The organism is Mesorhizobium sp. M0152 (genome assembly GCF_040322415.1).
Taxonomy (GTDB): Bacteria; Pseudomonadota; Alphaproteobacteria; order Rhizobiales; family Rhizobiaceae; genus Mesorhizobium.
Map to the genome: position 1 here is coordinate 1 of NZ_JAMYTH010000058.1, position 24,916 is coordinate 24,916.

Here is a 24,916-nt window from a genome sequence, read left to right on the forward strand (position 1 = left end):
AGCCGGTCGACCCCCACTCCGTTGAGCTTCGCTCGACACCTCTCCCCCGATCGACGGGGGAGAGGAAGGGCGCGAACCTTATTTCAACTACCGCCCTTCGTTCTCTCCGGAGGGGAAAGAGGTGGCGCTGCGAAGCAGCGACGGAGCGGGGAAGCCCGTCCTCGAAGGTACAGCCGCCGACAAGCGAGCACGCAGGTCGAGCCGGTCGACCCCCACTCCGTTGAGCTTCGCTCGACACCTCTCCCCCGATCGACGGGGGAGAGGAAGGGCGCGAACCTTATTTCGACTAGCGTCCTTCCGCTCTCTCCGGAGGGGCCTGTAGGGGAGATTGCTATTCTTCAGCTCGCCTTCAACCTTGACCCCGTAAGCAGGCCGCGTTCCTCAAGCACGGGATAGGCCATGGACGCCAGCAGCGAGTTGATCTGTTTCAGGTCGCGGATGGTATCGAGGTGGATGGAGCTGGTTTCGACACTCTTGGCGGTGCCGTCGCGCAGCCGCTCGAAATGGCGGGCGCTGGTTTCCTTCTCGCGATCGCGCAGCCGGTCCTTTTCCAGCACCAGCTGGCGGGCCGTCTCGGGGTCGCGCGATACCAGAACGTTGAAGGCAAGCCGGGCGTTGGCAAGCACCGAACCGTGGAAGGCGGACAATTCGCTCCAGCCCTCGTCGGTGAACTCAAGCCCGCGGTCGAACTTCTTCTTCACATGCACCAGCATGTTGCGCACGATGATGTCGCCGACCTGCTCCAGCTTGACGCAGGCGCCGATCAGCTCCTGGCAGCGCAGCGCCTCGTCCTCGGTCAGCGGATTCTTGGTGATCTTGGCAAGGTAGAGTTTTATGGCCGCGTGCCTGCGGTCGACGCGGTCGTCGAGTGCGGCCAGCGCCTTGATCTTGTCGGCATCGGCGCTCTCATAAAGCTCGATGATGCGCTTGAGCATGATCTCGACCGTCTCGCAGACCCGCACCACCTCACGCGTGGCATTGGCCAATGCCTGGCTTGGCACGTCGAGCGCGCTCTCGTTGAGCGCGGAAAGCTCGACGACGTCGAGCGTGGCGGCTGGCGCCGGTGCGGTCCCCAGGGCGATGATCTTCTCCGAGGCGCGATAGACGAGGCCGGCCAGCGGCAGGCCGGCGAGCAGGATCAGGACATTGAACAGGATATGGGCGTTGACGATCTGGCCCGCCGCCGTCGAACCGAGAAAGGCGAAGTGCGGCCGGAAGATCATGACCAGGATCAGCATGACCAGCGAGCCAAGCCCGCGCATCAGGAGGTTGCCGATCGGCACGACGCGCACTTCCGGGCTCGACGAGCGGGTCAGCATCGGCGCGATGATCGAGGAGCCGAGATTGACGCCCAGGATGAGAACGACGCCGAGTTCCGGCTGGATCAGGCCACGGCCGGCCAGCGTTGCCATCAACAGGACCGCCGCGATGCTCGACTGGAATAGCCAGGTGATCAACGCGGCCAGCAGGTAAGCGGTGATGGAATCGCTGGAGAAGTAATTGATGATGACCGGCATCAACTGGCTGTTTCGCAGCGGCTCCGATGCCTGGCCGATCATCTCCAGCGACAGGATCAGCAGGCCGATGCCGACCAGGATACGGCCGGTCTGGCGCCAGTCGCGCCGCTCGGTGGCCATGAACATCACCGTGCCGGGGATCAGGCAGAGCGGCACCAGCAGCGTGAGATCGAAGGTGAGCAGCTTGACCACCAGGGCGGAGCCGATCTCGGCGCCGCGCACGGCAAGCTGCCCGGCGGCGCCCGAGACGATGCCGGAGCCGGCGAAGGAGCCGACCAGCAGCGTGACGGCGGTCGAGCTCTGCAGGGCGATCGCAAGACCGGTGCCTGCCAGCACCGCCATGGCCGGATTGCGCATGGTGGCGCGAAGCTTGTGGCGCAGCACGTCGCCATAGGCGCGTTCGACGCCCGTCTTCACCATACGGGTGGCAAACAGCATCAGCGCCACCGCGCCGGCCAGATGCAGAAGGACGACGGAGCCGCTCATTGCCGTGCCTGCGTGAGGACGCCGCGCGCGATTGCAACGGCGCGACGTTCAGCGGGCGAAACAAGGGTACGAATCAGGGTCATGACAGTCGTCGACAATAGCTGGAATACTTTAGCCGAATAATAAAATTTTGTCGATTTCGAGGGGCCGCCGCAGCGCGACAGGCCGTGTCGGAAAATGGACGAATGCGCAAATGGTTGCATCGCCGGGCGGCCAATCGGCCAAGCTTGCCGCGCCGTTGAGCGCTCGCCTTTGCGGTGATGTTCAATTCTCCGGGGTAAACAAAGGAATTCATTACGCAATTGTAATGTCGATGTTCAGTTTCGGTTCATTCTCCAGCCGCTATTCCCTGGCCATCGACAACCAGGAGACTTCCCATGAAACGCATTGTTCTTTCCGCGCTCGCTTTCTCGATGCTCGCCGCCACTTCGCTCACCGGCCAGGCGGCGCCGATGAACGCCCCGGTCGCGTCGCAGTCGAACTACGCCAAGGTCGACTGGCAGAAGCCGGGCAAGCATGTCGACATGCGCGAGCGCGTGGTGAAGAAGAGGGTCGTCGTCGTGAAGCGCAACAACTGGCGCAATGGTCAGAAATATTCCGGCTGGAGACAGCACCGGCCGATCCGCGATTACGGCCGCTACGGCCTGCATCGCCCTGGCCGCGGCCAGGAATGGATCCGCGTCGGCAACGACTATGTGCTGGTGGGTATCCTCTCCGGCGTCGTCTTCGGCGCACTCGCCGGGCAATGAGCCCGAGTTTGCCAGACTGGACCTGAAAGGAGGCGGCCCGCAGCGGCCGCCTTTTGCCCTGTGGAAACCGGGTATGGCCCCTAATGGGGGTCGTCGGATTTCGCAAGGATGATTATATGAGGGGCAAACGAGTTCCCTTAATGCGCTTTCCGCCCGCCTTCCTCGACGAGATACGCGACCGCGTGCCGATTTCATCAGTGATCGGCCAGCGCGTCGCGTGGGATCGCAAGAAGACCAACGCGTCGCGCGGCGACTATTGGGCCTGCTGCCCGTTCCACGGCGAGAAGAGCCCGTCCTTCCACTGCGAGGACAAGAAGGGCCGCTACCATTGTTTCGGCTGTTCGGTCACCGGCGATCATTTCAAGTTCCTCACCGAACTCGAGGGATTGAGCTTTCCCGAGGCGGTCGAGAAGATCGCCGACATGGCCGGCGTGTCGATGCCGGTCCGCGACGCGCAGGAGGAGCGGCGCGAGAAGGAACGCGCCAGCCTCACCGACGTCATGGAGATGGCGACCGCCTTCTTCCAGGAGCGCCTGCAAAGTCCCGAAGGCGCGAAGGCCCGCGCCTATCTGCGCGACCGCGGGCTGACGCCGGCGACGCAGCAATCGTTCCGGCTTGGCTTCGCACCCGACAGCCGCAATGCGCTGAAGGAGCATCTCGCGGCCAAAGGTGTCCCGAAAGCCGATATCGAGGCCTGTGGGCTGGTGCGCCACGGCGACGACATCCCCGTTTCCTATGACTGGTTCCGCGACCGCATCATGTTCCCGATCCCGGATTCGCGGGGCAAGATCATCGCTTTCGGCGGTCGGGCGCTGGCGCCGGATGCGCTCGCCAAATACATGAACTCGCCCGACACCGAGCTCTTTCACAAGGGCAACGTGCTCTACAATTTCGCCCGCGCGCGAAAAGCGCTGGCCAAGGGCGGGACGGTCATCGCCGTCGAAGGCTATATGGACGTGATCGCGCTGGCGCAGGCAGGCTTCGAGAATGTGGTGGCGCCGCTCGGCACGGCGCTCACCGAAAACCAGCTCGAGCTGTTGTGGCGCATGGCGCCGGAGCCGATGTTGTGCTTCGACGGCGACAAGGCCGGGCTGAAGGCGGCATGGCGGGCCGCCGACATGGCGCTGCCGTCGGTGCAGGCCGGGCGTTCGGCGCGTTTCGCGCTGCTGCCGGAAGGCAAGGATCCGGACGATCTGGTCAAGGCCGAGGGGCCGGAGGCCTTTCGTGCCGTGCTCTCCGAAGCACGGCCGCTGGCAGACTTGTTGTGGATGCGGGAGACGGCGGGTGGTGTCTTCGACACGCCGGAGCGGCGGGCGGAACTCGAGAAGACGTTGCGCGAGCTGACCAGCCGCATTCGCGACGAAAGCCTGCGCTATCATTACCAACAGGAGATGCGCGAGCGGGTGCTGACGTTCTTCGGCGCCCAGCGCAGCGCGCGCCAGGGTGGCGGCCGGCCGGGCGAGCGCGGCCAGGCCAAGGCCGCGCCTGGCGGGCAATTCGCCAAGGGTGGCGGCGGACGCACCGCGATCACCGAAAGCCTCGGCCGTTCGGCGCTGGTCAAGCGCGGCAGCGAGGGCATGTCGGTGCGCGAGGCGACGATCATCGTCGCGCTGATCAACCATCCGGCGCTGATCGACGAGAATTTTGCCCATGTCGAGTTTCTCGATCTCGCCAATTCAGACCTGAGGCGACTTCACACCGCCATCCTCGATGCGATGGCGCATGACATGGCCAATGACCGCCACGCCGTGGTGGCGACGATCGAGCGCGCCGGCTGCGCCGAGATCTGGGAGCGCGCCGTCGGCCTGATCAGGCGGGCGCGGCAGTGGCCGGCGCTGGAGACGGCAGCTCTCGAGGACGCCCGCGACGCTCTGAACCAAGCGCTGCACTTGCAGCGCAGCGCGCGCACCTTACATAAGGAGCTGAAACAGGCGGAAGCGGCGCTCGAGGCGGATCCTTCGGACGAAAACTTTCGCCATCTGATCGAAATTCAGGCGCAATTTCAGGATGTGCAAGCGACGGAAGCGCTAATCGAAGGGTTTGGCGTTTCCTCGGGCAGGGCTGGGCGAGCCTAAGTGCAAGCGAATGAAGGAATGAGGGCGCGGCCAAGCCTCCGCTGGAGGCCGGGCGCGCTAAGTCGGGTAATTGATTCGCTTTTTTCATGCGAATCATGCGACAGGCGCTTGACCTTCCGGCAGAATGGCGGAATCAGGACGATTCGAAACGTTAACCCGCACCCGCGTCGACGGGAAATACAGCGATGTGAGGTGCTGGTCACTGGACAGGCAGACAGCCTGCCACAGATATCAGGGTTAATCTGGACTTAATGCATGCCGCCCAAAAGTGGAAACCAGTTTTGGGGCAGCGGCATGCACCAAACAAAAGAGTTGATGCAGTTACTGGCCCGGTGAGGCGCGTTTCAAAAACGAATCCGATTTGACTGGTCCGACAGCTTATGCGGCCTCGATGTCAGGCCGCTAGGAGAAGATAAAAACTATGGCGACAAAGGAAAAGGAAGAGGTCGAGACCGAACGCGAAGGCGCCACCGATGGCCCTCTGCTCGACCTTTCCGATGATGCTGTCAAGAAGATGATCAAGGCCGCCAAGAAGCGCGGCTATGTCACGATGGACGAGCTGAATTCGGTACTGCCTTCCGAGGAAGTGACCTCCGAGCAGATCGAGGACACGATGGCGATGCTGTCCGACATGGGCATCAATGTCGTCGAGGATGACGAGCAGGGCGAAGAGGCCGAGGCCGGCGACACCGCGGCGGACGCCGAGGAAGACGCCAACGAGCTGGCCGAGCAGACCGGCACCGCCGTTGCCGCCACCACCACCAAGAAAGAGCCGACCGACCGCACCGACGATCCGGTGCGCATGTACCTGCGCGAAATGGGCTCGGTCGAGCTTCTGTCGCGCGAGGGCGAAATCGCCATCGCCAAGCGCATCGAGGCCGGCCGCGAGACGATGATCGCGGGTCTCTGCGAGAGCCCGCTGACCTTCCAGGCCATCATCATCTGGCGCGACGAGCTCAACGAATCGAAGATCCTGCTGCGCGAGATCATCGATCTCGAAGCCACCTATGCCGGCCCCGAAGCCAAGCAGGCGCCGGTGGTCGAGCGTATCGAGGAAGCACCCAAGATCGAGGAAAAGTCGCGCCGCGGTCGCGACGAGGAAGACGACATCACCAATGTCGGCGCCGACACGCGCGGCCTGACGGATGACGACGAGGACGACGAGGACGAGGCCAGCCTTTCGCTGGCGGCAATGGAAGCGGAACTGCGCCCGCAGGTGATGGAGACGCTCGACGTCATCGCAGACACCTACAAGAAACTGCGCAAGCTGCAGGACCAGCAGGTCGAGAACCGGCTGGCCGCCGCCGGCACGCTGTCGCCCAGCCAGGACCGCCGGCTGAAGGAACTGAAGGACCAGCTGATCAAGGCGGTGAAGTCGCTGTCGCTCAACACGGCGCGCATCGAGGCGCTGGTCGAGCAGCTCTACGACATCAACAAGCGCCTGGTGCAGAACGAAGGCAAGCTGCTCAGGCTCGCCGAAAGCTATGGCGTTCGCCGCGAGGAGTTCCTGAAGGAATATCAGGGTTCCGAGCTCGACCCCAACTGGACGCGCTCGATCGCCAATTTGACCTCGCGCGGCTGGAAGGAATTCACCAAGAACGAGAAGGACGCCATCCGCGACCTGCGCGCCGAGATCCAGCATCTGGCCACCGAAACGGCGATCTCGATCCTTGAATTCCGCAAGATCGTCAACCAGGTGCAGAAGGGCGAGCGCGAAGCCGCGATCGCCAAGAAGGAAATGGTCGAGGCCAATCTGCGCCTCGTCATCTCGATCGCCAAGAAATACACCAATCGCGGCCTGCAGTTCCTCGACCTGATCCAGGAAGGCAATATCGGCTTGATGAAGGCGGTCGATAAATTCGAATACCGCCGCGGCTACAAGTTCTCGACCTACGCGACTTGGTGGATCCGGCAGGCGATCACCCGTTCGATCGCCGACCAGGCGCGCACCATCCGCATTCCGGTGCACATGATCGAGACGATCAACAAGATCGTGCGCACCTCGCGCCAGATGCTGCATGAGATCGGCCGCGAGCCGACGCCGGAGGAACTGGCCGAAAAGCTCGCCATGCCGCTCGAAAAAGTGCGCAAGGTGCTGAAGATCGCCAAGGAGCCGATCTCGCTCGAAACGCCGGTCGGCGACGAGGAGGATTCGCATCTGGGCGATTTCATCGAGGACAAGATGGCGATCCTGCCGATCGACGCGGCGATCCAGGCCAATCTGCGCGAGACGACGACGCGCGTGCTGGCCTCGCTGACGCCGCGCGAGGAGCGCGTGCTCAGAATGCGCTTCGGCATCGGCATGAACACCGACCACACGCTCGAAGAGGTCGGCCAGCAGTTCTCGGTCACCCGCGAGCGCATCCGCCAGATCGAGGCCAAGGCGCTGCGCAAGCTCAAGCACCCGAGCCGGAGCCGCAAGCTGCGCAGCTTCCTGGACAGCTGAGACTTACCGATTGCAAAGAGATCAAGGGCGCCTGACGGGCGCCCTTTTTCGTTCGTGCCGTGCTCCGTCGGTAGCGCTCTTGCGGCCAATGCCCTTCGGGAGGATAATTTCGCGTCGGAAGCATTTTCTGGGCGACAAACCCGGATCGGCCGCCCCGGCGAAACCGCCGTGCTCCGTGGCCCCGGAGGGAGGTGTGCCATGACAAGCTATATCGTGCTGATGAACTGGACCGAGCAGGGCGCCAGAAATGTGCGCGATTCACCGAAGCGACTCGACGCCGCCAAGAAGCAGCTGGGAGACATGGGCGGGTCGTTCAAGGCATTCTACCTGACCATGGGTGAATACGACATGGTGGCGGTGGTGGAGGCGCCCGACGACGCGATCCTGGCTCGTTTCTCGCTGATGCTGGCGGCGAGCGGCAATGTCAGGACGCGGACAATGAAAGCCTTCCCGGAGTTCGCCTATCGCGAGATCATCACCTCGCTCGGATGAAACCACCAGAACGCCCGAGCCCGCCAAGGTTGGGCGGGCTTCGGCATTTCTTGAACGGCTGCGATATCGTCCTGACGGCGCCCGTCGCCTTATGCTTGCATGTTGCGGGGCAGCGGCATTTTCTGGATAGTCCGCACGGTCTTTCAGCCGCGTTGCGAGCATATGCCCAAGCCTCTCCTGACCGTCTGGTACAACACGCGCTGCCCGGTCTGCGATGCCGGCATCGGCAGGCAGAAGCGGCGGCTGATCGAAGCGGTCAAAGCCGGGCGGATGGAATTTCGCGACATCAACCTGGAGCCGTCGGCGCTTGCCTGGGCGGGCGCGTCGCTTGAGGATATCCGCCGCCGGCTGCACGCCATCGATGCGGATGGCCGGCTGCTGGTCGGCGCCGATGTCGCCATCGCCGTTTGGAAGACAACGCCGGGCGAGGGCTGGCTGGCGACGCTGTTCGGCAATCCGGTTGCCCTGCCGCTGACGCGCTTTGCCTATGATCGCTTCGCCGACCTGCTCTACACCTGGAATCGGCGCAAGGGCCGCTGGTAGCGGCTAGCGGACAAGGATCGGGCGCCATCCGAGAATGCGAGCCTCGCGCGTGTCACTCAGATACATCGTAAGATATATCTTGACTCTATCGACCTGCGAGCCTAATTGAGATATATCGTAAGATAGAACTCAAGGAGCAATCAATGCACAAGCACAATCATTTCGGCGAACGCATGTTCATGCACATGGCCGGCAAGTTTGGCGGTCGTGGCGGCGGCGGTTTCGGTCCATTTGGCCATGGCGGTCGTGGCGGCGGACGCGGTGGCCCCGGCGACATGTTCCGTGCCGGGCGCATGCTGGCCGATGGCGATCTCAAGCTGATCACGCTGTCGCTGCTAGCCGAGGCGCCGCGCCACGGCTACGACATCATCAAGGCGCTGGAAGAGCGCACCAGCGGCATCTACAGCCCCAGCCCCGGCGTGGTCTACCCGACGCTGACCTTCCTGGAAGAGGCCGGCTATGCCGTCTCGTCGAGCGAAGGCAACAAAAAGGTGTTTTCGATCACCGAGGCCGGGCAGGCACACCTTGCCGATAACCGCCAGATGATCGACGGCGTCCTCGACCATCTCGAACGCTTCGGTCGCAAGATGGCCAAGGCGCGCGACTGGTTCGGCTGGAACGATGATGGCGAGGACCGGCGCGGCGGCCGGGGCGGTCGTTCGGAAACGCGCGACGAATTCCGCGCCGTCCGTCATCGCCTGCGTGCCGCGCTCAGCGACATCGTCGATGCGCCGGAGGACAAGCAGGCCGAAGCCATGAGCATCCTGGAAGCCGCCGCCGAGGCGCTGGAAGCGCTGTCGCATAAGTGACGCTTCCGGCCCGGGCGGACACGGCTCTTGCCCGCCAAGCCAAGGACCGATAGTGAAATTCATCCCGCGCCGCGCTACATGGTGCGGGATGAATGCTGTTGGAGGAAGCCCCGATGTCTTTTCTGAAGCGTCTTTTCGGAGGCGGCGGTGAAGCGGCCGAGCCAAAGAGCGCGGCACCGGCCAAGCAGGTCGAGCACAAGGGTTTCCTGATCAGCGCCACGCCCTACAAGACGGATGGTCAATACCAGACCTGCGGCATCGTCTCCAAGGAGATCGGCGGTGTGGTGAAGGAACACAAATTCATCCGCGCCGACCGCTTCGCCGGATTGGACGACGCCGTCGACATCTCGATCAAGAAGGGTATCCAACTGGTCGACGAGCAGGGCGAGCGGATTTTCGGGTAGGCTGCCGAGGCGACGATCGTCGGTATTGCGCCCGAAGCGGTCGTCGGATTTTCAGATCGGAGTCCGTCCCAGGCCGGTTGGTTCGCGGTGCGTTGGACGCCGCTTCCCTTCCGCAGCGCATGGCTGCCCAAATGCACCCAGATACGCTTGTCGTGCGGACTTCACTTTTTTGTCTCGGGCTGTGCCGCTTTGCTGGAGGTCACCCCGCCTTTCGGTAGGGCGCGCCGGTGCCCCAGAAGGCTCCCAAGCAAGTTTCGTCTGCCCTTGCGCTCGACGAGGTCGATATCGCTGACAAGCTTTGCGCCGCCCTCGCGCCGCTCCAACGTGATCTTGCGGCTATGGAAAGCTTCCAACTCGGCGCGGTGCGCCACGCTCACGATGGTGATATCAGGCAATTCATGGATGATCGTCTCCATCATCTTGTCCTGGCTCTTCTCGTCAAGCGCCGACGTCGCTTCATCCAGCACGATGATATCGGGAGTGTGCAACAGGAGACGCGCGAACGCGAGCCGCTGCTTTTCACCGCCCGACAGGATCTGGTCCCATGGCGCGTCCTCCTCGATCCTGTCGCTCAGATAATCGAGCCCCACCTTGTCGAGGGCAGCGTTGATCTTATCCGGCGTCCAGTTGTCGGCGGCCCCTGGATAGGCGACTGCACGGCGAAGCGTCCCTGAGGGGATGTAGGGCCGTTGCGGCAACATGAACATTCGTTTTTCGGCTTGGAAATTGACGCTGCCACCGCCCCACGGCCACAGACCCGCGACGGCCCGCACCAGCGTGCTCTTGCCTGAACCGGATTCGCCGGCCACGAGCACCCGCTCGCCCGGATCGATGACGACCTCGGTTTCCTTGACCACGGCGGTGCCGTCGTCGAGCGACACGGACAGATTGTTCAGGCTGAGCATCGTGCCGCCTGCGGTTTCGCCGCGCTTGATCCGTCCCATGGCGTCGCTCTGTTCCGCACGCTCAAGTCCGTCGAGCGACATCATCAGCGAAGCGATACGCCGCGCGGAAGCGTTCCAATCGGCGAGCCGCGGGTAGTTGTCGACCAGCCATCCGAAGGCGCCCTGCACGATGGCAAAGGCGGAGGCGGCCTGCATGACTTGGCCGAGCGTCATGCTGCCTTCGAGAAATTTTGGAGCGCAAAGCAGAACCGGCACGACCGGCGCAAAAAGGCTCGACCCCTGCGACACCAGCGCCGTGCGCATGTGCTGGCCCGCTAGGAACGCCCACTGCTTCAGCACATTGGCGAAGGTCTTGTCGATCCCGCTGCGCTCCTCTTCCTCGCCGCCAAGCAACGCGATGCTCTCGCCGTTTTCCCGCACCCGCGTCAGCGTGTAACGGAACTCGGCCTCCGCCTGATTTTTTTCCTCGGAGAGGCGGACGAAATGGCGTGCAATGACCGCCATCGAGGTAGACGTGATGGCGGCATAGAGCACAGCGGTGATGACGAGGAAGCCGGGAATGGTGACGGTCGAACCTCCGATCGGCAGGGTCAGGGCGCCGCCGATCGTCCAGAGCACCACGATGAAGGTCGAAGCCGACAGAAACGCGGAAATGACACCGGCGATGAAATCGACGGGCGATTCCGTGGCTATGCGCAAATCATCCGCGATGCGGGCTTCGGGGTTCTGGTGGTCTCCGCGTACGAGGTTCAACTGATAATAGCGGCCATTTGCAAGCCAACGCGCGATGACCGCGGTGGTGAGCCAGGAACGCCAGCGGCGCTGAATCGTCATGCGGAAGAAGACTTGCGCAACGACAAGGCCTGCGTGTCCCGCCACGAGCGGCAGAAATACAGCGCTCAGGAAATAAACGGTATGGGCATTGCGTTGCTCGATGGCGTCGAAAATCGCGCGATTCCAGACGTTTATTCCGTACTGAAAACCGACATTGGTGCCGATCAGGATCAATAGCCCGATCGAGCACGGCCAAGCGAGCTTGTCGCCGCCCCGGCCCCAGTAACCGCGGGCGCTGATCCAGAAACGCCTCAGCAGATATCTCTTGCGCGCCTGCTCGGCTTCCTCGGGTGTCAGTTCCGGACCGGGTTCGACGGGGTCCGGCGGCGGCGCCACCTCGCCGACAACCTCAGACGCGACTTCGACCTTCTTCTGGCGCGGTTTGGCGCCCACCGATTTCGGCTTGAATTTGGCCTCCAACATACCGGCGATAACGGCTTAAAAATCGGAAGGTTTCATCATGTCCGATCGAGGTCGGCTGCCTGCAACCCCAAGGCGCTTCTGGTCATTCCGATACTCGCAACGGCCACACCTATGGCCGTTGCGAAAGACAGCCTTGACCGTCGCAGCTCGCGCCGAGTGTCAGCTGCGGGCTGTCCCGTCATTGGCTTCATCAACCGCAGCCCCTGACATCCCTACGCCGCCTGCAACTCCCGGCGCGGCAGCGGCGGGAAGGCTATCGCTATGCCGACCGCGCCGAGGCCGATGAGGGCCGAGCCGATGAACAGCCAGGAATAGTTGGCGTAGGCGTCGAAGACCATGCCGCCGGCCAGCGGCCCCAGCGCCATGCCGAGACTGGACAGCATGGTGGCGGCGCCGAACACGGTGCCGAGGATGCTCTGGCCGAAATATTCACGCGCCAGCACCGCATAAAGCGGCATGACGCCGCCATAGGTGGCGCCGAAGATGACGGCCAGCATGTAGAACTGTTCCAGCCGGCTGATGCTGAGATAGGCGGCTATGACGATCGCCTGGATGGCGAGGCCGGCGATCAGCACCGGCTTGACGCCCAGCCGGTCGGCAAGCACGCCATAGAGGACCCGACCGCCCAATCCCGCAAGACCTTCAACGCTGTAGATCGAAACGGCTGCCATGGGAGCGACGCCGCACAACATGGCATAGCTGACCATATGGAAGATCGGTCCGGAATGCGCCGCGCAGCAGGCAAAGAAGGTCAGGCCAAGCACGATGAACTGCGGCGACCGCAGCGCCTGGGGGACCGTCAGGCCGGCGCCCTCGGCGACCGGTGCTGAAGCCGCACCGGCTGCCGCCGGCTTCGGCGGCTGGCGGACCAGCAGCACCGCCGGCAACAGCAGCACCCAGGCGGTGATGCCGATGTCGAACATGGCGGTGCGCCACTCATAGGCCGAGATCAGCCAGCGGGCAAAAGGCGAAATCGTCATCGGCGCAACGCCCATGCCGGCCGAAACCAGCGAGACGGCAAGGCTGCGGTGGGTGTCGAACCAGCCGGTGGTGAGCGCGATCATCGGCGCGAAGAAGGCGCTGGCCGCAAGGCCGACGAGCACGCCATAGGTGATCTGGAAGGTGATGAGCGAGCCGGCGCGACTTGCCAGCACCAAAGCCAGCCCGAGCAGAACGGCACCGATCGTCACGACGATGCGGGCGCCGAAGCGATCGGAGAGGGCACCCCAGGCGAAGCCGCCAAGGCCCATCACGAGGAAGTTCAGCGTCATGGCGCTCGAAATGCCGGCGCGCGACCAGCCGGTGTCGACCGCCATCGGCTCGAGAAAGATCGCCAGCGAAAACATCGTCCCGATGGCGACACAGGACATCAGCGCGCCAACCGCGACGATGGCCCAACGATAGGAAAGGTTCATGTTCTTCTCCCATGCCGTAAGGCATTTCGTTTGATGGCACGGCTTCGCCGCACCGTTTGCGTCCGAAGGACGCTGGCGCCGAGACCGATCCTACAATCCGGTTGCATTTTTTATCCAGTCTGGAACGGCGCCGTTTTCCGCCGTATCAGATCGGCAATTCCGACGTGGACTTGATGGTCTGGCTGGGGACGTCGGTCTTGACGTTCTGCACGCCCTTGATGCGGCTGAGATGCTCCGACTGGAAGCGACGGTAGTCGTCGATGCCGGCCGCCACCACGCGCACCATGGCATCACAGTCGCCGAGCATCAGATAGCATTCCATCACCTGGGGCAGCTTGGCCACTTCGGTGGCGAAGTGCTCGATCGTGTCCTCGTCCTGCGCCTTCAACCAGATGCGGGTGAAGAAGGTAAGACCCTTGCCGATGCTGGCCGGATTGAGCACGGCTACATAGCGGTCGATGACGCCGGCTTCCTCCAGCAGTTTTACCCGCCGCAGGCAAGGCGAGGGGGAAAGCCCGACTTCATTGGCCAGATCGTTGTTGGCCATGCGGCCGTCGCGTTGCAGCGCCCGCAGGATCCGCTTGTCGATGTCATCAAGCTTCATAGCCTCGGATTCCAATTATTTCGCAATTCTCGACACTCAATGCCAAAATCTTGTGAAGCGCAACAATCTTCGCAACCAAATTGCGAGGCGCTGTGGGTATGTTTGCCACCGGTGTTCACGAGAGTTCAAATACAGGGGAAGGGGCGGCCGCGAGGCCGGCCGGAGGGAAAGCATGAGCATTTCACAGGCAGTCGAGACGACGGGCGATGGTTCGGGAACCGAATTCCGGCGCGGCGTGGCGTCCTGCGCGCCGGTGCTGTTCGGCACCATTCCCTATGCGCTGGTGCTCGGCGCCCAGGCGATGCAGAAAGGGCTGAGCACGGTCGAGCTTTCGGCGCTGACAGGGCTGAATTTCGCCGGCGGCTCGGAATTCGCGGCGATCCAGTTGTGGACGTCGCCGCCGCATGTCGTGCTCATCGTCGCCATCACTTTCCTGGTCAACAGCCGTCATCTGCTGATGGGAGCGGCGCTCGCGCCGTTCCTGCGCGATTTGCCGCGGCGCAAGGCGTTTCCGGCGCTGTTCTTCCTATGCGACGAAAGCTGGGCGCTGGGCCTGGCCGACGCCAAGCAGCGCGCCGCCGCCGGCATCAGCCCGGCCTTCAGCCCGCGCTACTATATGGGCGCGGCGCTGGCGATGTATCTGACCTGGGTGGCCTTCACCACGCTAGGTGCCATGCTCGGCCCGATGCTGGGCGATGTCGCGACTTATGGTTTCGACATGGCGTTCCCGGCCGTTTTCCTGGTACTGCTGCGTGGCATGTGGAAAAGCGCTGCGACGGCCCGGCCCTGGCTGGTCAGCCTGGTTGTCGCCGCATTTGTCTACCTCCTCGTTCCAGGTGCCTGGTATGTCGCGGCGGGCGCGCTGTCCGGGTTGGTCTCGGCTTGGTTCTTCTGGAGGGAAGAAGCATGATCGACGCAACGACGCTTCTCACCATCGTGCTGATGGCCGGCGTCACCTATCTGACCCGGATCGGCGGCTATGTCGTGCTGCGCAACCGCACGCTCGGCGCGCGCGCAACCGCGGTGATGGAAGCGGCGCCCGGTTGCGTGCTGATCTCGGTCATCGCGCCGGTCTTCGTTTCCCGGAATCCGGCCGATCTCGCGGCGCTGGCCATCACGCTGGCGGCGGCGACGCGTCTCTCGATGCTGCCCACCGTGCTGATCGGGGTCGCATCGGCGGGGCTGCTCAGGCATTTCATGGGGTAGCTGCCAGTTGAGCTCACAAGGTCAGCGGCCACCGTTGGGCGGCGTGTATAATGGTGAGTATATCGACTGTATCTCTGCCGACGCGATAGGGGACGATATAGGGAATATCGACCAAGACGAGCTCTCGCGTCGCTTTGATGCGCCCAACGCGACCCATGGCCGGCTGTTCGACAAGCAGTTCCGCTGCGGACAAGATGCGCGCAATAACGCGAGCGGCCGCTTCGGGACTGTCTTTCTCGATATGCGCGCCGATTTCATCAAGCCGACGCAATGCCCGCTTGGTCTATCGGATTGTCTTGCGGCTCACGATCAGCCGGCGGGCTTGATATATTTCGCAAGCACGGCGGCCAACTCTTGCTCGTTGGCGAATTCGCCGCGCTCGGCCTCGGCCAATCCAGCCTCCATCTCCGCGATCTGCCATTCCTGGCGGGCGACAAAGTCCTCGATGGCCTGAGCGGCCACATAAGAGCGCGAGCGATCGAGCTTTTCGGCAAGCTGGTCGAGCCTGTCTGTCGTCTCATCGGGAAGGCGTACGGTAAAGGCGGTCATGGTTACGATTCACCTTGGTTCACTATAATTATTGATGAACCAAGGTGAAGCGTCAAGGTTGCCCTATCGGGAGACAAACGACGAGGGCTACCCGTATGTTTCATGGGGCGGCAAGAAAAAGGCAGGCGCGGACGCCTGCCCTTTGATGGCGATGTAGATCAGTGCCTTAGGCGGCCGCCGCGACATCCCTGCTGGCAGCGACCACGGCATCGACCTTGGCGGTCGCCTTGGCCAGTGCGGCGGTCACCGCGTCAGCGCCCATGCCGACACCTTCGATGCGGATGACGTCGACGTCGGTCATGCCGAGGAAGCCGAGCACGCCGCGCAGATAGGGAATAGCGTGATCGAACTGCACGGCAGCGCCTTCCGAATAGATGCCGCCCGAAGCCAGCACGATGTAGACCTTCTTGCCGGTGACGAGGCCCTTGGGGCCGTTCTCGCCGTAAGCAAAGCTCTTGCCGGAGCGCGCGACATGGTCAACCCAGGACTTCAGCGTCGAGGAGATGCTGAAATTGATGAAGCCGGTGGCCAGGATCACGGTGTCGGCGGCGAACAGCTCGTCCAGCACGGCGTCGGAAACGCCGACGACTTCGGCCTGGCGCGGGGTGCGGGCTTCCGCGGGCGTGTAGATGCCGGTCGCATAATCGGTATCGATATGCGGCAGCGGGTTGGCGACCAGATCGCGCACGACCAGCGTCTTCGACGGATCGGCGGCGACGAGCTTCTGAGCGAATTCGGTGGCGACGTGGGTCGAGTGGGAGGCGGCGCCACGCGGGCTTGAGGTGACGAGAAGAATGGACATAACGGGCTCTCCAGTGTGAATTGATGTCCCGCCACATATGGGCTTTCGATCCATTCAATAAACTGGTATATTTTCTATACAATCCATCTATAAAATAGATATGGTGATGCAGCCCAATCCGACACTCGACCAGCTTCAGATCCTTGTTGCGGTCGCCGATACCGGCAGCTTTTCGGCCGCTGGCCGCAAGCTCAACCGGGCTCAATCCGTCATCAGCTACGGCATCGCCAATCTCGAGGCGCAGCTCGGGCTGAAGCTGTTCGAACGCGAAGGAACGCGCGAGCCGCAGCTGACCGAGATCGGCCGGGCGATGCTGGAGGATGCGCGGCGCATGGTCGGCGTGCTGCAGCGGATACGCTCGCGTGCCGACGGGTATCATCAGGGGCTGGAGGCCGAAGTCGCGCTGTCGGTCGATGCAACGCTGCCTTCTCCGGTGCTGGTACGGGTGTTGAAGGCGTTCGAAGCGCAGTTCCCAACCGTGATGCTGCGGCTGCATATCGGCACGCTCGGCCTGATCCCCGATCATGTCGTCAGTGGCCAGGCCGACCTCGGCATTGGCGGGTTGCTGGGCGAGGTCAATGTGCATCTAGTACGCATCGGCTTCATGTCGATGGTGCCGGCCGCGGCGCCCGGCCATCCGCTGGCGCTGCTGCCGAAGCCGGTGGCGATCGAGGATGTGCGCGAACACACCCAACTTGTCGTCACCGATCAATCCGAACGCACCAAGGGGCGCGATTACGGCGTCTTCGCCTACCGCACCTGGCGGCTGACGGACGTCTACACCAAGCATGCGCTAATGCGCGAAGGGCTCGGCTGGGGCGGGCTGCCGCGCTGGCTGATCGCCGACGACCTGGCGAGCGGGCGGCTGGTGGAACTCGATCTTGAACCCTACCGGGAGGTGCGCGCGCCGCTTTTCGCCATGCACCGCAACGATCGCAGCCCGAAACCGGCGGCGGCCTGGCTGATCGACCAGTTCAAGCGCCAGCTCGGTTGCTTCAACGAGTTCGAGCCGGGCGAAGTGCCTGAAGACGAGTCGGAGACAGCCCGTCAATCAGCGCTATGAGAACGGCGCGGTAATCCTCGGCCGAGCCGCCGGCCTCGATCGCCAGTGCCGCGCGGTCGAAAGCGGCGGCAAGCAGCGCGGTCAACGCCTCAGCCGGCAATCTCGTCATGGTGTTGCTCCGCATCGCCGCGATCAAGCCTTCGCGGAGTGAGCGGCTGCCGTGGCGGTTGTCGATCGCGTCCATGGCGGCGCGGCCAAGCACGGCCGGCCCGTCGAGCAGCAGCAGCCGCGTGCGGCCGGGCGCGCGCATCGCGGCGAGATAGGCATCGGAGCCGGCGATCAATGCGTCGCGGGCGTCGAGCGAGGGCGGCGAGGCGCGCTCGATCTCCTCGGCCACCGCCGCCGCCTCCCGCTCGACGACGGCTGCAAACAGCGTCTGCTTGTCGGCAAAATGGTGGTAGAGCGCGCCGCGCGTCACCCCGGCAGCAGTGACAATCTCGGGCGTGCCGGTCTCGGCATAGGATTTTTCTGTGAATAGTTTTCGCGCCGCGGCGATCAGCTGGGCGCGCGTCGCCTCAGTGCGATCGCTGTTGGAACGGCGCGTGGAGTCCTGTTGCATACATGCAGCCTGTATGTTAATTCGATCTACATGCAGACTGTATGTTGGTTGATGGGAGAAGGAAAGATGAAGACCACGAGCTATTATCCGGTGCTGATGACCGGCGACGTCGCCGGCACGACAGCATTCTATGTCGAGCACTTCGGGTTCCGGCCGCTGTTCGAAAGCGACTGGTACGTGCATCTGCAATCGGTGGACAACAGACGCGTCAATCTCGGCATCGTCCAGGGCGACCACGAGACCATTCCGGAACAGGGGCGGGGCCGCACCTCGGGCCTGCTGATCAATTTCGAGGTTCGCGATGCGGATACGGTTTATGAGCGGGTGCTGGCCGCAGGCCTGCCGATCCTGCGGTCGCTGCGCGACGAGCCCTTCGGCCAGCGCCATTTCATCACCAGGGATCCGAACGGCGTGCTGATCGACGTAGTCAAGCCGATCCGGCCCAGCGCGGAATTCCTGGCGCAATATGCGGACGGCGCGGCTGGTTAGTCCCGTGCGATAGATGTCAGCTGCGCGCCACCGGCGTCACCGTCACCTGGCTGATGCCGGTGCGGCGCACGACGGTGCACAGCGTCTCGCGGCCGATGCGCTCGGCGTCAAGCAATCGTACCAGGTCGTCGACGCCGGTGACCGGGCGGCCGTCGATGGCGGCGATGATGTCGCCTTCCCTGAGTCCGGCCTGGACCGCCGGGCCGTCTTTCTCGACGCTGCGCAACCGCACAGCGGTGCTGGTCGACACTTGCGATAGAAGGGCGGCGCGGCGCGGCAAGTTGACGGTGTCGGCCGAGACGCCGATGAAGGCGCGGCGCACACGGCCAAAGCGGATGATCTCCGAAATGACGAAGTTGGCGGTGTTGGACGCGACGGCGAAGGCGATGCCTTGCGCGCCGTGGATCATGGCGGTGTTGACGCCGATGACCTCGCCCGCCGACGACACCAGCGGCCCGCCGGAATTGCCGGGGTTGAGCGCGGCATCGGTCTGGATGACATCGTCGATCAGCCGGCCGGTCGAGGCGCGCATCGAGCGGCCGAGGGCCGAGACGACGCCGGACGTGACGGTCCATTCGAAGCCCAGAGGATTGCCGATGGCGATCGCGATCTGGCCGCGCCGCAGCCGCTTGGAATCGCCGAGCGGCGCCACATCGGCGAAGCTGCCGTCGGCACGCACCAGCGCGATGTCGGTGTCGGGATCGCGGCCGAGGACGTGGCCCTCCCGCGAGGCGCCGTCCGGCATCGACACACGCACCGTTTTAGCATCGCCCACCACGTGAAAGTTGGTGATGACCAGCCCGTCCGGCGTAATGACGAAACCTGAACCATGGCCGCCCTGGCCACCGATACGCTCGATGCGGCAGACGGCCGGACCGATGCGGTCGACCGCGTCGGCCACCGTCATTGAATAGGTATCGAGCAGCGTGTCATCTGATTGGAATTTTGGGGCGGATTGGAATTTCGGGGCGGCGAGGGCCATGGCGGGCTCCGTGTCATCAGGCATGAAGATGACTATATGTGCGGAGCAGCTACAACCGCCGCGACCTGACCAGATGGCCAGTCAAACCAGCAACTAGCCGTCAGGCGAGTACCTTCGGGCGCGCTGTCGAGCGATATCTGGGGCATGAAAAAAACCCAGGAGACCGATATGACCGATTTCAACCTGAGTGCGTTTTCCGAAGCCATCGCCGATCTTGCCGCCAAGGCAGCGCCGGCGACGGCAAGCTTCGCCACGCATCATCACCGCACGGCAAGCGCGTTCTACTGGCGCGACGGCTATTTCGTCACCGCCGAGGAGGCTGTCGAGGCCGGCGAGGAGATCGAACTGACGCTGGCCTCGGGCGAGACGGTGAAGGCCGAGCTTGTTGGCCGCGATCCCTCGACCGGGGTGGCCCTGCTGAAGCCGGCGACTGCCGTCACCGCCGCGCCGCTCGCAAAGGCGGATGCGGTGCGGCCCGGCAACATCGCCATCGCGATCGGCAACAGCGACGGTTCCGCTCTGGCCGTCTCGGGCTCGGTTGGCGAGGTCGGCCCGGCCTGGCGCTCGATGCGCGGCGGCACTATCGACCGGCGCATCAATCTGGCCGTCGGCGCCGGCGGCCGCTTCGAGGGCGGCCCGGTGCTCGACGTCAAGGGTGCGCTGATCGGCATGCTTCTGTTCGGGCCGCGTCACCGGGCGCTGGTCATGCCTTACGAGACGATCGAGCGGGCGGTCGCGACCTTGCGCGACAAGGGCCATGTCGCGCGCGGCTATCTCGGCGCCGGCTTGCATCCGGTGCGCGACCGCGACGCACGAGGCGCCATGGTGATGAGCCTTGACGAGGACGGCCCGGCCAAGGCCGCCGGCCTTTCCCTCGGCGACATCATCGTGTCGTGGAACGGCGAGGCGGTGCTTGGCCCGCGCGACCTGATCCGCAGGCTCGGCCCCGACAGCGCCGGTGCTCCGGTGACGCTCGGTGTGGTGCGCGGCGGCGAACAGCGCGACGTCGCGCTGACGGTCGGCGAAAAGCCGCTTTCCTGAGAGGATCGATGGATAGGCTCGCCAGCGACCAGATCATTGGTGACGGTGCCGCCTCGCGGCGGCTGGTGGTGTTGATTGCGCTTGGCGACGCGTCGCGCGCCGAGCGACTGGCCGCCTCGCTTGCCCAGAGCGACGACCTGTTGCCGGTCCTGGCCGGGGCCGCCGACGTTGCCATCGTCGACGACAGGAGCGGTGATGCCGTGCCGGCCGCCATTCCACGAGTGCTGTTGTCGGGGCGCGCCACCGATGAGCGGCCCACCGGCGAGGTGCTGGCCATAATGCCTGCCGGCGCGGATGATCTTTTGCTCGCCGCGGCGGTGCGGCTGGCCGCGGCCGGCTATCGCGTATCGGGCGACGGCGGCCGCGGGCGACACGACGATTTCCGTGCCGGGGAAGGCGAGCCGTTCGAGGATGAGGCTTCCGACGAGCACGCCGCCCGCCCGGCGCTGTCGCCGCGCGAAGCGGAAGTGTTGGCGCTGCTGGCCGAGGGCGCGCCCAACAAGGTGATCGCGCGGCGGCTGAATATTTCCGTGCACACGGCGAAATTCCACGTCGCCGCGATCCTGATCAAGCTCGGAGCTGCCAATCGCACCGATGCGATTGCCATCGCCATGCGGCAAGGGCTGGTGCTGGTCTGATCGATCACACAGCCGCTTCAATATCGGTCAGCCGGAAATCGTTACCCTTGAACAGCAGCGGCATGGCTTCCAGGCGCGCCGTGGCATAGGCGATGCAGTCGCCGAAGTTCAGCGCCGCCGGATGCCGGCCCTTGCCGTAGCGCAGGAAGGCCTGACGGGCGACGGCGGCGTGGTCGGCTGTGAACGGGATCGTCTCGATCGAGGCGGTGCGCAGGAAGTCGTCGAGGCGATCCAGGATTTCATCCTGCCAGCCGCCTGCAAGCACCATCGTCGTTTCAACAAAGGTCGGCGCCGCCAGCAGCCGTCTCTTGGCTTGCGCGGTCGCCTGCACGAGACGCTCGTGGCCTGGCTCCGCACGCAGAATGGCGACAAGGGCCGAGGAATCGATGATCATTTCGTCGGGATTCCGAACTCATCGTAACCGAGGACTTCGACGTCGGTCATCGCATTTTTGCGTTTGGGGATTCTTCCGGCACTGTCGGAGATCGCCATCAGTCGCTGAAACAGGTCGCTGGTGTCGTCGCGCGGCACCAGCCGTTCGCGTGCGACCTCGCGCTCGAGGCTCTGGCGGATCGCCTCCGTTACCGACACGCGGCGTCGGCGGGCGAGTTCCCGCGCCAATTGTTCGACTTCCATGTTCTTGATCGACAGCGCCATTCTATAATCTACCTGTTTTTATAGAATATAGATAGCATGCCCGATAAGTCCGACAAGTTTCGAGCGGAGACCTGCGCCGGCCTCCGCTACGTCACCATGGCCTCGCACTGCAAGCTCTTGTATCGGGCAGCGGCGCGGGCAAGGATCGCGTGGAAGAGGCACAGACGACGCGGAGGAAAAATGTCGCTCAAGGGAAAGACGCTGTTCATCTCCGGCGGATCGCGCGGCATCGGGCTGGCGATCGCGCTGCGCGCCGCGCGCGACGGCGCCAATGTGACGATCGCGGCCAAGACCGCCGAGCCACATCCGAAGCTGCCGGGCACGATCTACACCGCGGCTGAAGAGATCGAGCAGGCCGGCGGCAAGGCGCTGCCGGTGCTGTGCGACATCCGCGAGGAGGTGCAGGTGGCCGAGGCTGTTGCCAAGACCGTGGAAAAGTTCGGCGGCATCGATATCTGCGTCAACAATGCCAGCGCCATCCAGCTCACCGGCACGCTGGAAACCGACATGAAGCGCTACGACCTGATGCATCAGATCAACACGCGCGGCACATTCCTCGTCTCCAAAATGTGCATTCCGCACCTGAAGTTGGCCGGGAATGCTCACATCCTGAATCTGGCACCGCCGCTCGACATGGAGGCCAAATGGTTCAAGAATCACGTTGCCTACACGATGGCCAAGTTCGGCATGTCGATGTGTACGCTGGGCATGAGCGCGGAGTTCGCCAAAGACGGCATCGCCGTCAATTCGCTGTGGCCGATCTCGACCATCGACACGGCGGCGGTGCGCAACCTGCTTGGTGGCGCGACGGTGGCAGCGATGAGCCGTTCGCCCGACATCATGGCCGATGCCGCGCACGCCATCTTCATGCGGCCGTCGCGCGAGGCGACCGGCAATTTCTACATCGACGAAGAGGTGCTGCGCGCCGAGGGCGTCAGCGATTTTTCAGCCTATGCGCCAGGCGCATCCGGTCCGCTGGCCGGCGACTTTTTTGTGCCGGACGAAGTGTTTGCTCGGACGGACACCAGCATCAAGAGCATCTACTGACGGGCATCGCGCCGCCGCCACTTCATTCGGTCAGCTCGCCCCTTTTTGCAAGATAAAGTTTGCAAGCAAAAAGCCCCGCCGGAGAGGGCCGGCGGGGCTCAATGCGTCCCGCTGGAGTCGGGACGGGGCAGGGAACGCCCAGCCCTGAATCTGGGGTAGGCCACCTCGCGTTTCAATGAGCGGGGCCTAATGCCAGGACAATTCTTGTTGAACCCGAACCGTTGCCCACAGGTGCGCCCATCCCGGCTTGCCGGGATGGGCCTTTCCTGCCGACCTGATTCCAGAGGCCCCCTCAAGCCTCTGGAAAAGCAGATCAATTGTTGCTGGCAACCGGCGCCACCAGCGGAGTAATGCGGCGGATGGCGACGCGCCGGTTCTCACGGTTGGGCGCCGAGGTGTTGACCTTCAGATACTGCTCGCCATAGCCCTGCGTCGTCAGGTTCTCAGGCGGAATGCCGAAGGCGTTGGTCAGCGCTTCGGCGACCGCTTCGGCGCGGCGGTCCGACAGAGCGAGGTTCGCCTCCGGCGTGCCGACGGCGTCGGTGTGGCCTTCGATCAGGAAGGTCTCCGCCGGGTTCTTCTTCAACAGCTTCTCCATCGCACTGGCGACACCCTCCAGCTTCTGCACCTCGGTGTCGGAGATCGAGGACGAGCCGAATTCGAAGTTCAGCGTGTCGAGGTCGATGCGCCGCGCAATGTCGCGAACGCGAGCCGAGCGCTTGACCTCGTCGATCGAATAGAGGCGCTGGACCCTTTCCACTGGTGGCTGTTCGAGGAAGGTATAGTAGTCGTCCGGGCTTTCGACCTCCTCGGAATCGAGGATGTATTCCCGGCGCGGGATGGTTAGCCGCATCGGCGGCAGGTCGTCGCCCGGATCGCGCCAGTCGTCCTCGTCCTGATAGTCGCGCTCGTCGACATAGCTCAGGACGTATTCGCGCCCGTCGGACGTGATGCGCGAACGCTGGATGACGTCGCCATAGCGGTTGCGGATGGTGACGATCCGGATGCCGTTGTCGCGTTCCACCGTCTCGCGCGAGCGGCCTTGCGGCAGATCCTCATAGTAGACTTCCCTGGCACCGCGGGTCATGCGCGGGGCATCATTGCTCTGGACGAATGTCTCGTTATTGAGCTGGATGATAACGCGGTCGCCGATCTCCTTGAGCACGTCGACACCCTTCGGGCGCCGGCGGTCGCGGATGTTCTCGTTGGGCACACGTTCGACCCGCTGGCCCTTTTCCTGCGTCGCGGGGACGATCTTCTCGGGCTTGATCTCCTGCTGGGCGGCTCTGTCGTCGGTTGGAGGCGGGCCTTGTTCGACGGGGGCGGTCATGGGCTTGCGGCTCTGATCGGCGCCTTGCTGGGCGTTTTGCCCACCATTCTGCTGCTCGCCATTTTGATTGGCGGGTCTCCTGCCGCCCTGGCCGTTCTCACCGCGGCCCTTGCGCACAGCCTCCTTCTGGCTGTCGAGGATCGGGGCAGCGTTCTTATCGGCGGGTGCTTCGCCCTGTACGGGATTTTCACCTTCGACGGGCGCTGCCTTGCCACTTGCGGCCGGCTGTTCGCCGGCTGCCGGTTGTTCACCTGTAGCCGGCTGTTCGCCAATCGCGGGCTGCTCGCCGGCGGGTTTGCGACCGCGCTTTTTCGTCTTGTCCTGAGGCTGCTCGCCTTGCGCCGCGGGCTGTTCGGCGGCGGGAGCTTCCTTCGGTGTCGGGACGGCTTCCGGCGCAGCGGGCGCCTGTTCGGTGGGCGAGGCCTCCTGTTGGCCTTGCTTGAGCTTCCTGCGCGGATTGGCTTCCGGCTGGTTGTCGTTGGCCGGTGCCGGCGCCTGTTCGGTCTGCTGTTGCTGGTCGCGCTTCTTCCTGCGCGGTTGCTGCTCCTCGGCGGCCGGTGCGGCCTGCTCGGCCGGCGCCTGCTCGGTCTGCTGCTGGTTACGTTTCTTCCTGCGCGGTTGCTGCTCCTCGGCGGCCGGTGCGGCCTGCTCGGCCGGCGCCTGCTCGGTCTGCTGCTGGTTACGTTTCTTCCTGCGCGGTTGCTGCTCCTCGGCGGCCGGTGCGGCCTGCTCGGCCGGCGCCTGCTCGGTCTGCTGCTGGTTACGTTTCTTCCTGCGCGGTTGCTGCTCCTCGGCGGCCGGTGCGGCCTGCTCGGCCGGCGCCTGCTCGGTCTGCTGCTGGTTACGTTTCT

General features: G+C 64.0%; 26 protein-coding genes. 14 read left to right on the plus strand and 12 right to left on the minus strand.

What is annotated here, in order from left to right; genetic code table 11:
- Positions 1–338: 338 nt before the first annotated feature.
- Complete coding sequence (locus NKJ26_RS30805) at positions 339–2,003, minus strand: Na/Pi cotransporter family protein (RefSeq protein WP_352699400.1); 1,665 nt, start codon at positions 2,001–2,003, stop codon at positions 339–341.
- A gap of 377 nt (positions 2,004–2,380) precedes the next feature.
- Between NKJ26_RS30805 and NKJ26_RS30810 the strand changes: the two genes are divergently transcribed.
- From NKJ26_RS30810 to NKJ26_RS30840, 7 genes are all read left to right on the plus strand, one after another.
- A complete protein-coding gene (locus NKJ26_RS30810; RefSeq protein ID WP_352607787.1) occupies positions 2,381–2,752 on the plus strand; it encodes an RcnB family protein in 372 nt (123 codons plus the stop codon).
- A gap of 140 nt (positions 2,753–2,892) precedes the next feature.
- The gene (dnaG, locus tag NKJ26_RS30815; protein ID WP_352699402.1) at positions 2,893–4,827 is read left to right on the plus strand and encodes a DNA primase; all 1,935 of its coding nucleotides are present in this window, start codon (positions 2,893–2,895) and stop codon (positions 4,825–4,827) included.
- 421 nt (positions 4,828–5,248) lie between these two features.
- The gene (gene rpoD, locus NKJ26_RS30820; protein ID WP_352699404.1) at positions 5,249–7,273 is read left to right on the plus strand and encodes an RNA polymerase sigma factor RpoD; all 2,025 of its coding nucleotides are present in this window, start codon (positions 5,249–5,251) and stop codon (positions 7,271–7,273) included.
- A 198-nt stretch (positions 7,274–7,471) separates the two neighbouring features.
- Positions 7,472–7,765 (plus strand): GYD domain-containing protein, encoded by a 294-nt coding sequence (locus NKJ26_RS30825; RefSeq protein ID WP_352607781.1) that lies wholly within the window; start codon positions 7,472–7,474, stop codon positions 7,763–7,765.
- A gap of 162 nt (positions 7,766–7,927) precedes the next feature.
- Entirely contained in the window at positions 7,928–8,308 is a 381-nt protein-coding gene (locus NKJ26_RS30830; protein WP_352699405.1) for a thiol-disulfide oxidoreductase DCC family protein, read from the plus strand.
- A gap of 143 nt (positions 8,309–8,451) precedes the next feature.
- Positions 8,452–9,117 carry a PadR family transcriptional regulator gene (locus tag NKJ26_RS30835; protein WP_352699407.1) on the plus strand — a complete coding sequence of 222 codons (666 nt, stop codon included), beginning with the start codon at positions 8,452–8,454 and terminating at the stop codon, positions 9,115–9,117.
- Between the two features lie 113 nt (positions 9,118–9,230).
- The gene (locus NKJ26_RS30840; RefSeq protein ID WP_352607775.1) at positions 9,231–9,521 is read left to right on the plus strand and encodes an HlyU family transcriptional regulator; all 291 of its coding nucleotides are present in this window, start codon (positions 9,231–9,233) and stop codon (positions 9,519–9,521) included.
- A 161-nt stretch (positions 9,522–9,682) separates the two neighbouring features.
- On the opposite strand, the gene NKJ26_RS30845 is transcribed toward NKJ26_RS30840, so the two are convergent.
- The 3 genes from NKJ26_RS30845 to NKJ26_RS30855 form a co-directional block, all read right to left on the minus strand.
- On the minus strand, positions 9,683–11,683 hold the full coding sequence (locus NKJ26_RS30845; protein WP_352699409.1) for an ABC transporter ATP-binding protein/permease: 2,001 nt from the start codon (positions 11,681–11,683) through the stop codon (positions 9,683–9,685).
- Positions 11,684–11,895: 212 nt separating this feature from the next.
- A complete protein-coding gene (locus NKJ26_RS30850; RefSeq protein ID WP_352699411.1) occupies positions 11,896–13,098 on the minus strand; it encodes an MFS transporter in 1,203 nt (400 codons plus the stop codon).
- Between the two features lie 145 nt (positions 13,099–13,243).
- Positions 13,244–13,702: an Lrp/AsnC family transcriptional regulator gene (locus tag NKJ26_RS30855; RefSeq protein WP_352607768.1), complete on the minus strand. Its 459-nt coding sequence runs from the start codon at positions 13,700–13,702 to the stop codon at positions 13,244–13,246.
- 172 nt (positions 13,703–13,874) lie between these two features.
- Between NKJ26_RS30855 and NKJ26_RS30860 the strand changes: the two genes are divergently transcribed.
- On the plus strand, positions 13,875–14,612 hold the full coding sequence (locus NKJ26_RS30860; RefSeq protein ID WP_352699413.1) for an AzlC family ABC transporter permease: 738 nt from the start codon (positions 13,875–13,877) through the stop codon (positions 14,610–14,612).
- Positions 14,609–14,908 (plus strand): AzlD family protein, encoded by a 300-nt coding sequence (locus NKJ26_RS30865; RefSeq protein WP_352607764.1) that lies wholly within the window; start codon positions 14,609–14,611, stop codon positions 14,906–14,908. The genes NKJ26_RS30860 and NKJ26_RS30865 overlap by 4 nt, the downstream gene beginning before the upstream one ends.
- Before the next feature lie 13 nt (positions 14,909–14,921).
- Here the strand turns inward: NKJ26_RS30865 and NKJ26_RS30870 are convergent, their stop codons facing one another.
- From NKJ26_RS30870 to NKJ26_RS30880, 3 genes are all read right to left on the minus strand, one after another.
- Positions 14,922–15,179, minus strand: a complete 258-nt coding sequence (locus NKJ26_RS30870) for a type II toxin-antitoxin system RelE/ParE family toxin (protein ID WP_352699414.1) — start codon at positions 15,177–15,179, stop codon at positions 14,922–14,924.
- A gap of 38 nt (positions 15,180–15,217) precedes the next feature.
- Entirely contained in the window at positions 15,218–15,457 is a 240-nt protein-coding gene (locus NKJ26_RS30875; protein ID WP_352699416.1) for a CopG family ribbon-helix-helix protein, read from the minus strand.
- Positions 15,458–15,623: 166 nt separating this feature from the next.
- A complete protein-coding gene (locus tag NKJ26_RS30880; RefSeq protein WP_352607758.1) occupies positions 15,624–16,259 on the minus strand; it encodes an FMN-dependent NADH-azoreductase in 636 nt (211 codons plus the stop codon).
- Positions 16,260–16,365: 106 nt separating this feature from the next.
- On the opposite strand from NKJ26_RS30880, the gene NKJ26_RS30885 reads away from it, so the two are divergent.
- Positions 16,366–17,322 (plus strand): LysR family transcriptional regulator, encoded by a 957-nt coding sequence (locus tag NKJ26_RS30885; RefSeq protein WP_352699418.1) that lies wholly within the window; start codon positions 16,366–16,368, stop codon positions 17,320–17,322.
- On the opposite strand, the gene NKJ26_RS30890 is transcribed toward NKJ26_RS30885, so the two are convergent.
- Positions 17,255–17,881, minus strand: a complete 627-nt coding sequence (locus NKJ26_RS30890; RefSeq protein WP_352699420.1) for a TetR/AcrR family transcriptional regulator — start codon at positions 17,879–17,881, stop codon at positions 17,255–17,257. The genes NKJ26_RS30885 and NKJ26_RS30890 overlap by 68 nt on opposite strands.
- 66 nt (positions 17,882–17,947) lie before the next feature.
- On the opposite strand from NKJ26_RS30890, the gene NKJ26_RS30895 reads away from it, so the two are divergent.
- Positions 17,948–18,370, plus strand: coding sequence for a VOC family protein (locus tag NKJ26_RS30895; protein WP_352607748.1), 423 nt, complete (start codon positions 17,948–17,950; stop codon positions 18,368–18,370).
- Between the two features lie 16 nt (positions 18,371–18,386).
- On the opposite strand, the gene NKJ26_RS30900 is transcribed toward NKJ26_RS30895, so the two are convergent.
- On the minus strand, positions 18,387–19,352 hold the full coding sequence (locus NKJ26_RS30900; protein WP_352699422.1) for a S1C family serine protease: 966 nt from the start codon (positions 19,350–19,352) through the stop codon (positions 18,387–18,389).
- A gap of 168 nt (positions 19,353–19,520) precedes the next feature.
- On the opposite strand from NKJ26_RS30900, the gene NKJ26_RS30905 reads away from it, so the two are divergent.
- Complete coding sequence (locus tag NKJ26_RS30905; protein WP_352699424.1) at positions 19,521–20,393, plus strand: S1C family serine protease; 873 nt, start codon at positions 19,521–19,523, stop codon at positions 20,391–20,393.
- Positions 20,394–20,401: 8 nt separating this feature from the next.
- On the plus strand, positions 20,402–21,031 hold the full coding sequence (locus tag NKJ26_RS30910; protein WP_352699426.1) for a helix-turn-helix transcriptional regulator: 630 nt from the start codon (positions 20,402–20,404) through the stop codon (positions 21,029–21,031).
- A 4-nt stretch (positions 21,032–21,035) separates the two neighbouring features.
- On the opposite strand, the gene NKJ26_RS30915 is transcribed toward NKJ26_RS30910, so the two are convergent.
- Both NKJ26_RS30915 and NKJ26_RS30920 read right to left on the minus strand, forming a co-directional pair.
- Complete coding sequence (locus NKJ26_RS30915) at positions 21,036–21,425, minus strand: type II toxin-antitoxin system VapC family toxin (protein WP_352699428.1); 390 nt, start codon at positions 21,423–21,425, stop codon at positions 21,036–21,038.
- Positions 21,422–21,688, minus strand: a complete 267-nt coding sequence (locus NKJ26_RS30920) for a type II toxin-antitoxin system VapB family antitoxin (protein WP_352699429.1) — start codon at positions 21,686–21,688, stop codon at positions 21,422–21,424. The genes NKJ26_RS30915 and NKJ26_RS30920 overlap by 4 nt, the downstream gene beginning before the upstream one ends.
- Before the next feature lie 180 nt (positions 21,689–21,868).
- Here NKJ26_RS30920 and NKJ26_RS30925 point away from each other — a divergent pair, with 180 nt between their 5' ends.
- The gene (locus tag NKJ26_RS30925; RefSeq protein WP_352699430.1) at positions 21,869–22,735 is read left to right on the plus strand and encodes an SDR family oxidoreductase; all 867 of its coding nucleotides are present in this window, start codon (positions 21,869–21,871) and stop codon (positions 22,733–22,735) included.
- 313 nt (positions 22,736–23,048) lie between these two features.
- On the opposite strand, the gene NKJ26_RS30930 is transcribed toward NKJ26_RS30925, so the two are convergent.
- On the minus strand, positions 23,049–24,916 hold a 1,868-nt coding region (locus NKJ26_RS30930; protein WP_352699432.1), incomplete at its 5' end, for an OmpA family protein.

Excerpts from the sequence above, each read along its gene's own strand:
- NKJ26_RS30805 (WP_352699400.1), bottom strand. The coding sequence starts at position 2,003 with ATGAGCGGCTCCGTCGTCCTTCTGCATCTGGCCGGCGCGGTGGCGCTG.
- NKJ26_RS30810 (WP_352607787.1), top strand. The coding sequence starts at position 2,381 with ATGAAACGCATTGTTCTTTCCGCGCTCGCTTTCTCGATGCTCGCCGCC.
- dnaG (WP_352699402.1), top strand. The coding sequence starts at position 2,893 with ATGCGCTTTCCGCCCGCCTTCCTCGACGAGATACGCGACCGCGTGCCG.
- rpoD (WP_352699404.1), top strand. The coding sequence starts at position 5,249 with ATGGCGACAAAGGAAAAGGAAGAGGTCGAGACCGAACGCGAAGGCGCC.
- NKJ26_RS30825 (WP_352607781.1), top strand. The coding sequence starts at position 7,472 with ATGACAAGCTATATCGTGCTGATGAACTGGACCGAGCAGGGCGCCAGA.
- NKJ26_RS30830 (WP_352699405.1), top strand. The coding sequence starts at position 7,928 with ATGCCCAAGCCTCTCCTGACCGTCTGGTACAACACGCGCTGCCCGGTC.
- NKJ26_RS30835 (WP_352699407.1), top strand. The coding sequence starts at position 8,452 with ATGCACAAGCACAATCATTTCGGCGAACGCATGTTCATGCACATGGCC.
- NKJ26_RS30840 (WP_352607775.1), top strand. The coding sequence starts at position 9,231 with ATGTCTTTTCTGAAGCGTCTTTTCGGAGGCGGCGGTGAAGCGGCCGAG.
- NKJ26_RS30845 (WP_352699409.1), bottom strand. The coding sequence starts at position 11,683 with ATGTTGGAGGCCAAATTCAAGCCGAAATCGGTGGGCGCCAAACCGCGC.
- NKJ26_RS30850 (WP_352699411.1), bottom strand. The coding sequence starts at position 13,098 with ATGAACCTTTCCTATCGTTGGGCCATCGTCGCGGTTGGCGCGCTGATG.
- NKJ26_RS30855 (WP_352607768.1), bottom strand. The coding sequence starts at position 13,702 with ATGAAGCTTGATGACATCGACAAGCGGATCCTGCGGGCGCTGCAACGC.
- NKJ26_RS30860 (WP_352699413.1), top strand. The coding sequence starts at position 13,875 with ATGAGCATTTCACAGGCAGTCGAGACGACGGGCGATGGTTCGGGAACC.
- NKJ26_RS30865 (WP_352607764.1), top strand. The coding sequence starts at position 14,609 with ATGATCGACGCAACGACGCTTCTCACCATCGTGCTGATGGCCGGCGTC.
- NKJ26_RS30875 (WP_352699416.1), bottom strand. The coding sequence starts at position 15,457 with ATGACCGCCTTTACCGTACGCCTTCCCGATGAGACGACAGACAGGCTC.
- NKJ26_RS30880 (WP_352607758.1), bottom strand. The coding sequence starts at position 16,259 with ATGTCCATTCTTCTCGTCACCTCAAGCCCGCGTGGCGCCGCCTCCCAC.
- NKJ26_RS30885 (WP_352699418.1), top strand. The coding sequence starts at position 16,366 with ATGCAGCCCAATCCGACACTCGACCAGCTTCAGATCCTTGTTGCGGTC.
- NKJ26_RS30890 (WP_352699420.1), bottom strand. The coding sequence starts at position 17,881 with ATGCAACAGGACTCCACGCGCCGTTCCAACAGCGATCGCACTGAGGCG.
- NKJ26_RS30895 (WP_352607748.1), top strand. The coding sequence starts at position 17,948 with ATGAAGACCACGAGCTATTATCCGGTGCTGATGACCGGCGACGTCGCC.
- NKJ26_RS30900 (WP_352699422.1), bottom strand. The coding sequence starts at position 19,352 with ATGGCCCTCGCCGCCCCGAAATTCCAATCCGCCCCAAAATTCCAATCA.
- NKJ26_RS30905 (WP_352699424.1), top strand. The coding sequence starts at position 19,521 with ATGACCGATTTCAACCTGAGTGCGTTTTCCGAAGCCATCGCCGATCTT.
- NKJ26_RS30910 (WP_352699426.1), top strand. The coding sequence starts at position 20,402 with ATGGATAGGCTCGCCAGCGACCAGATCATTGGTGACGGTGCCGCCTCG.
- NKJ26_RS30915 (WP_352699428.1), bottom strand. The coding sequence starts at position 21,425 with ATGATCATCGATTCCTCGGCCCTTGTCGCCATTCTGCGTGCGGAGCCA.
- NKJ26_RS30920 (WP_352699429.1), bottom strand. The coding sequence starts at position 21,688 with ATGGCGCTGTCGATCAAGAACATGGAAGTCGAACAATTGGCGCGGGAA.
- NKJ26_RS30925 (WP_352699430.1), top strand. The coding sequence starts at position 21,869 with ATGTCGCTCAAGGGAAAGACGCTGTTCATCTCCGGCGGATCGCGCGGC.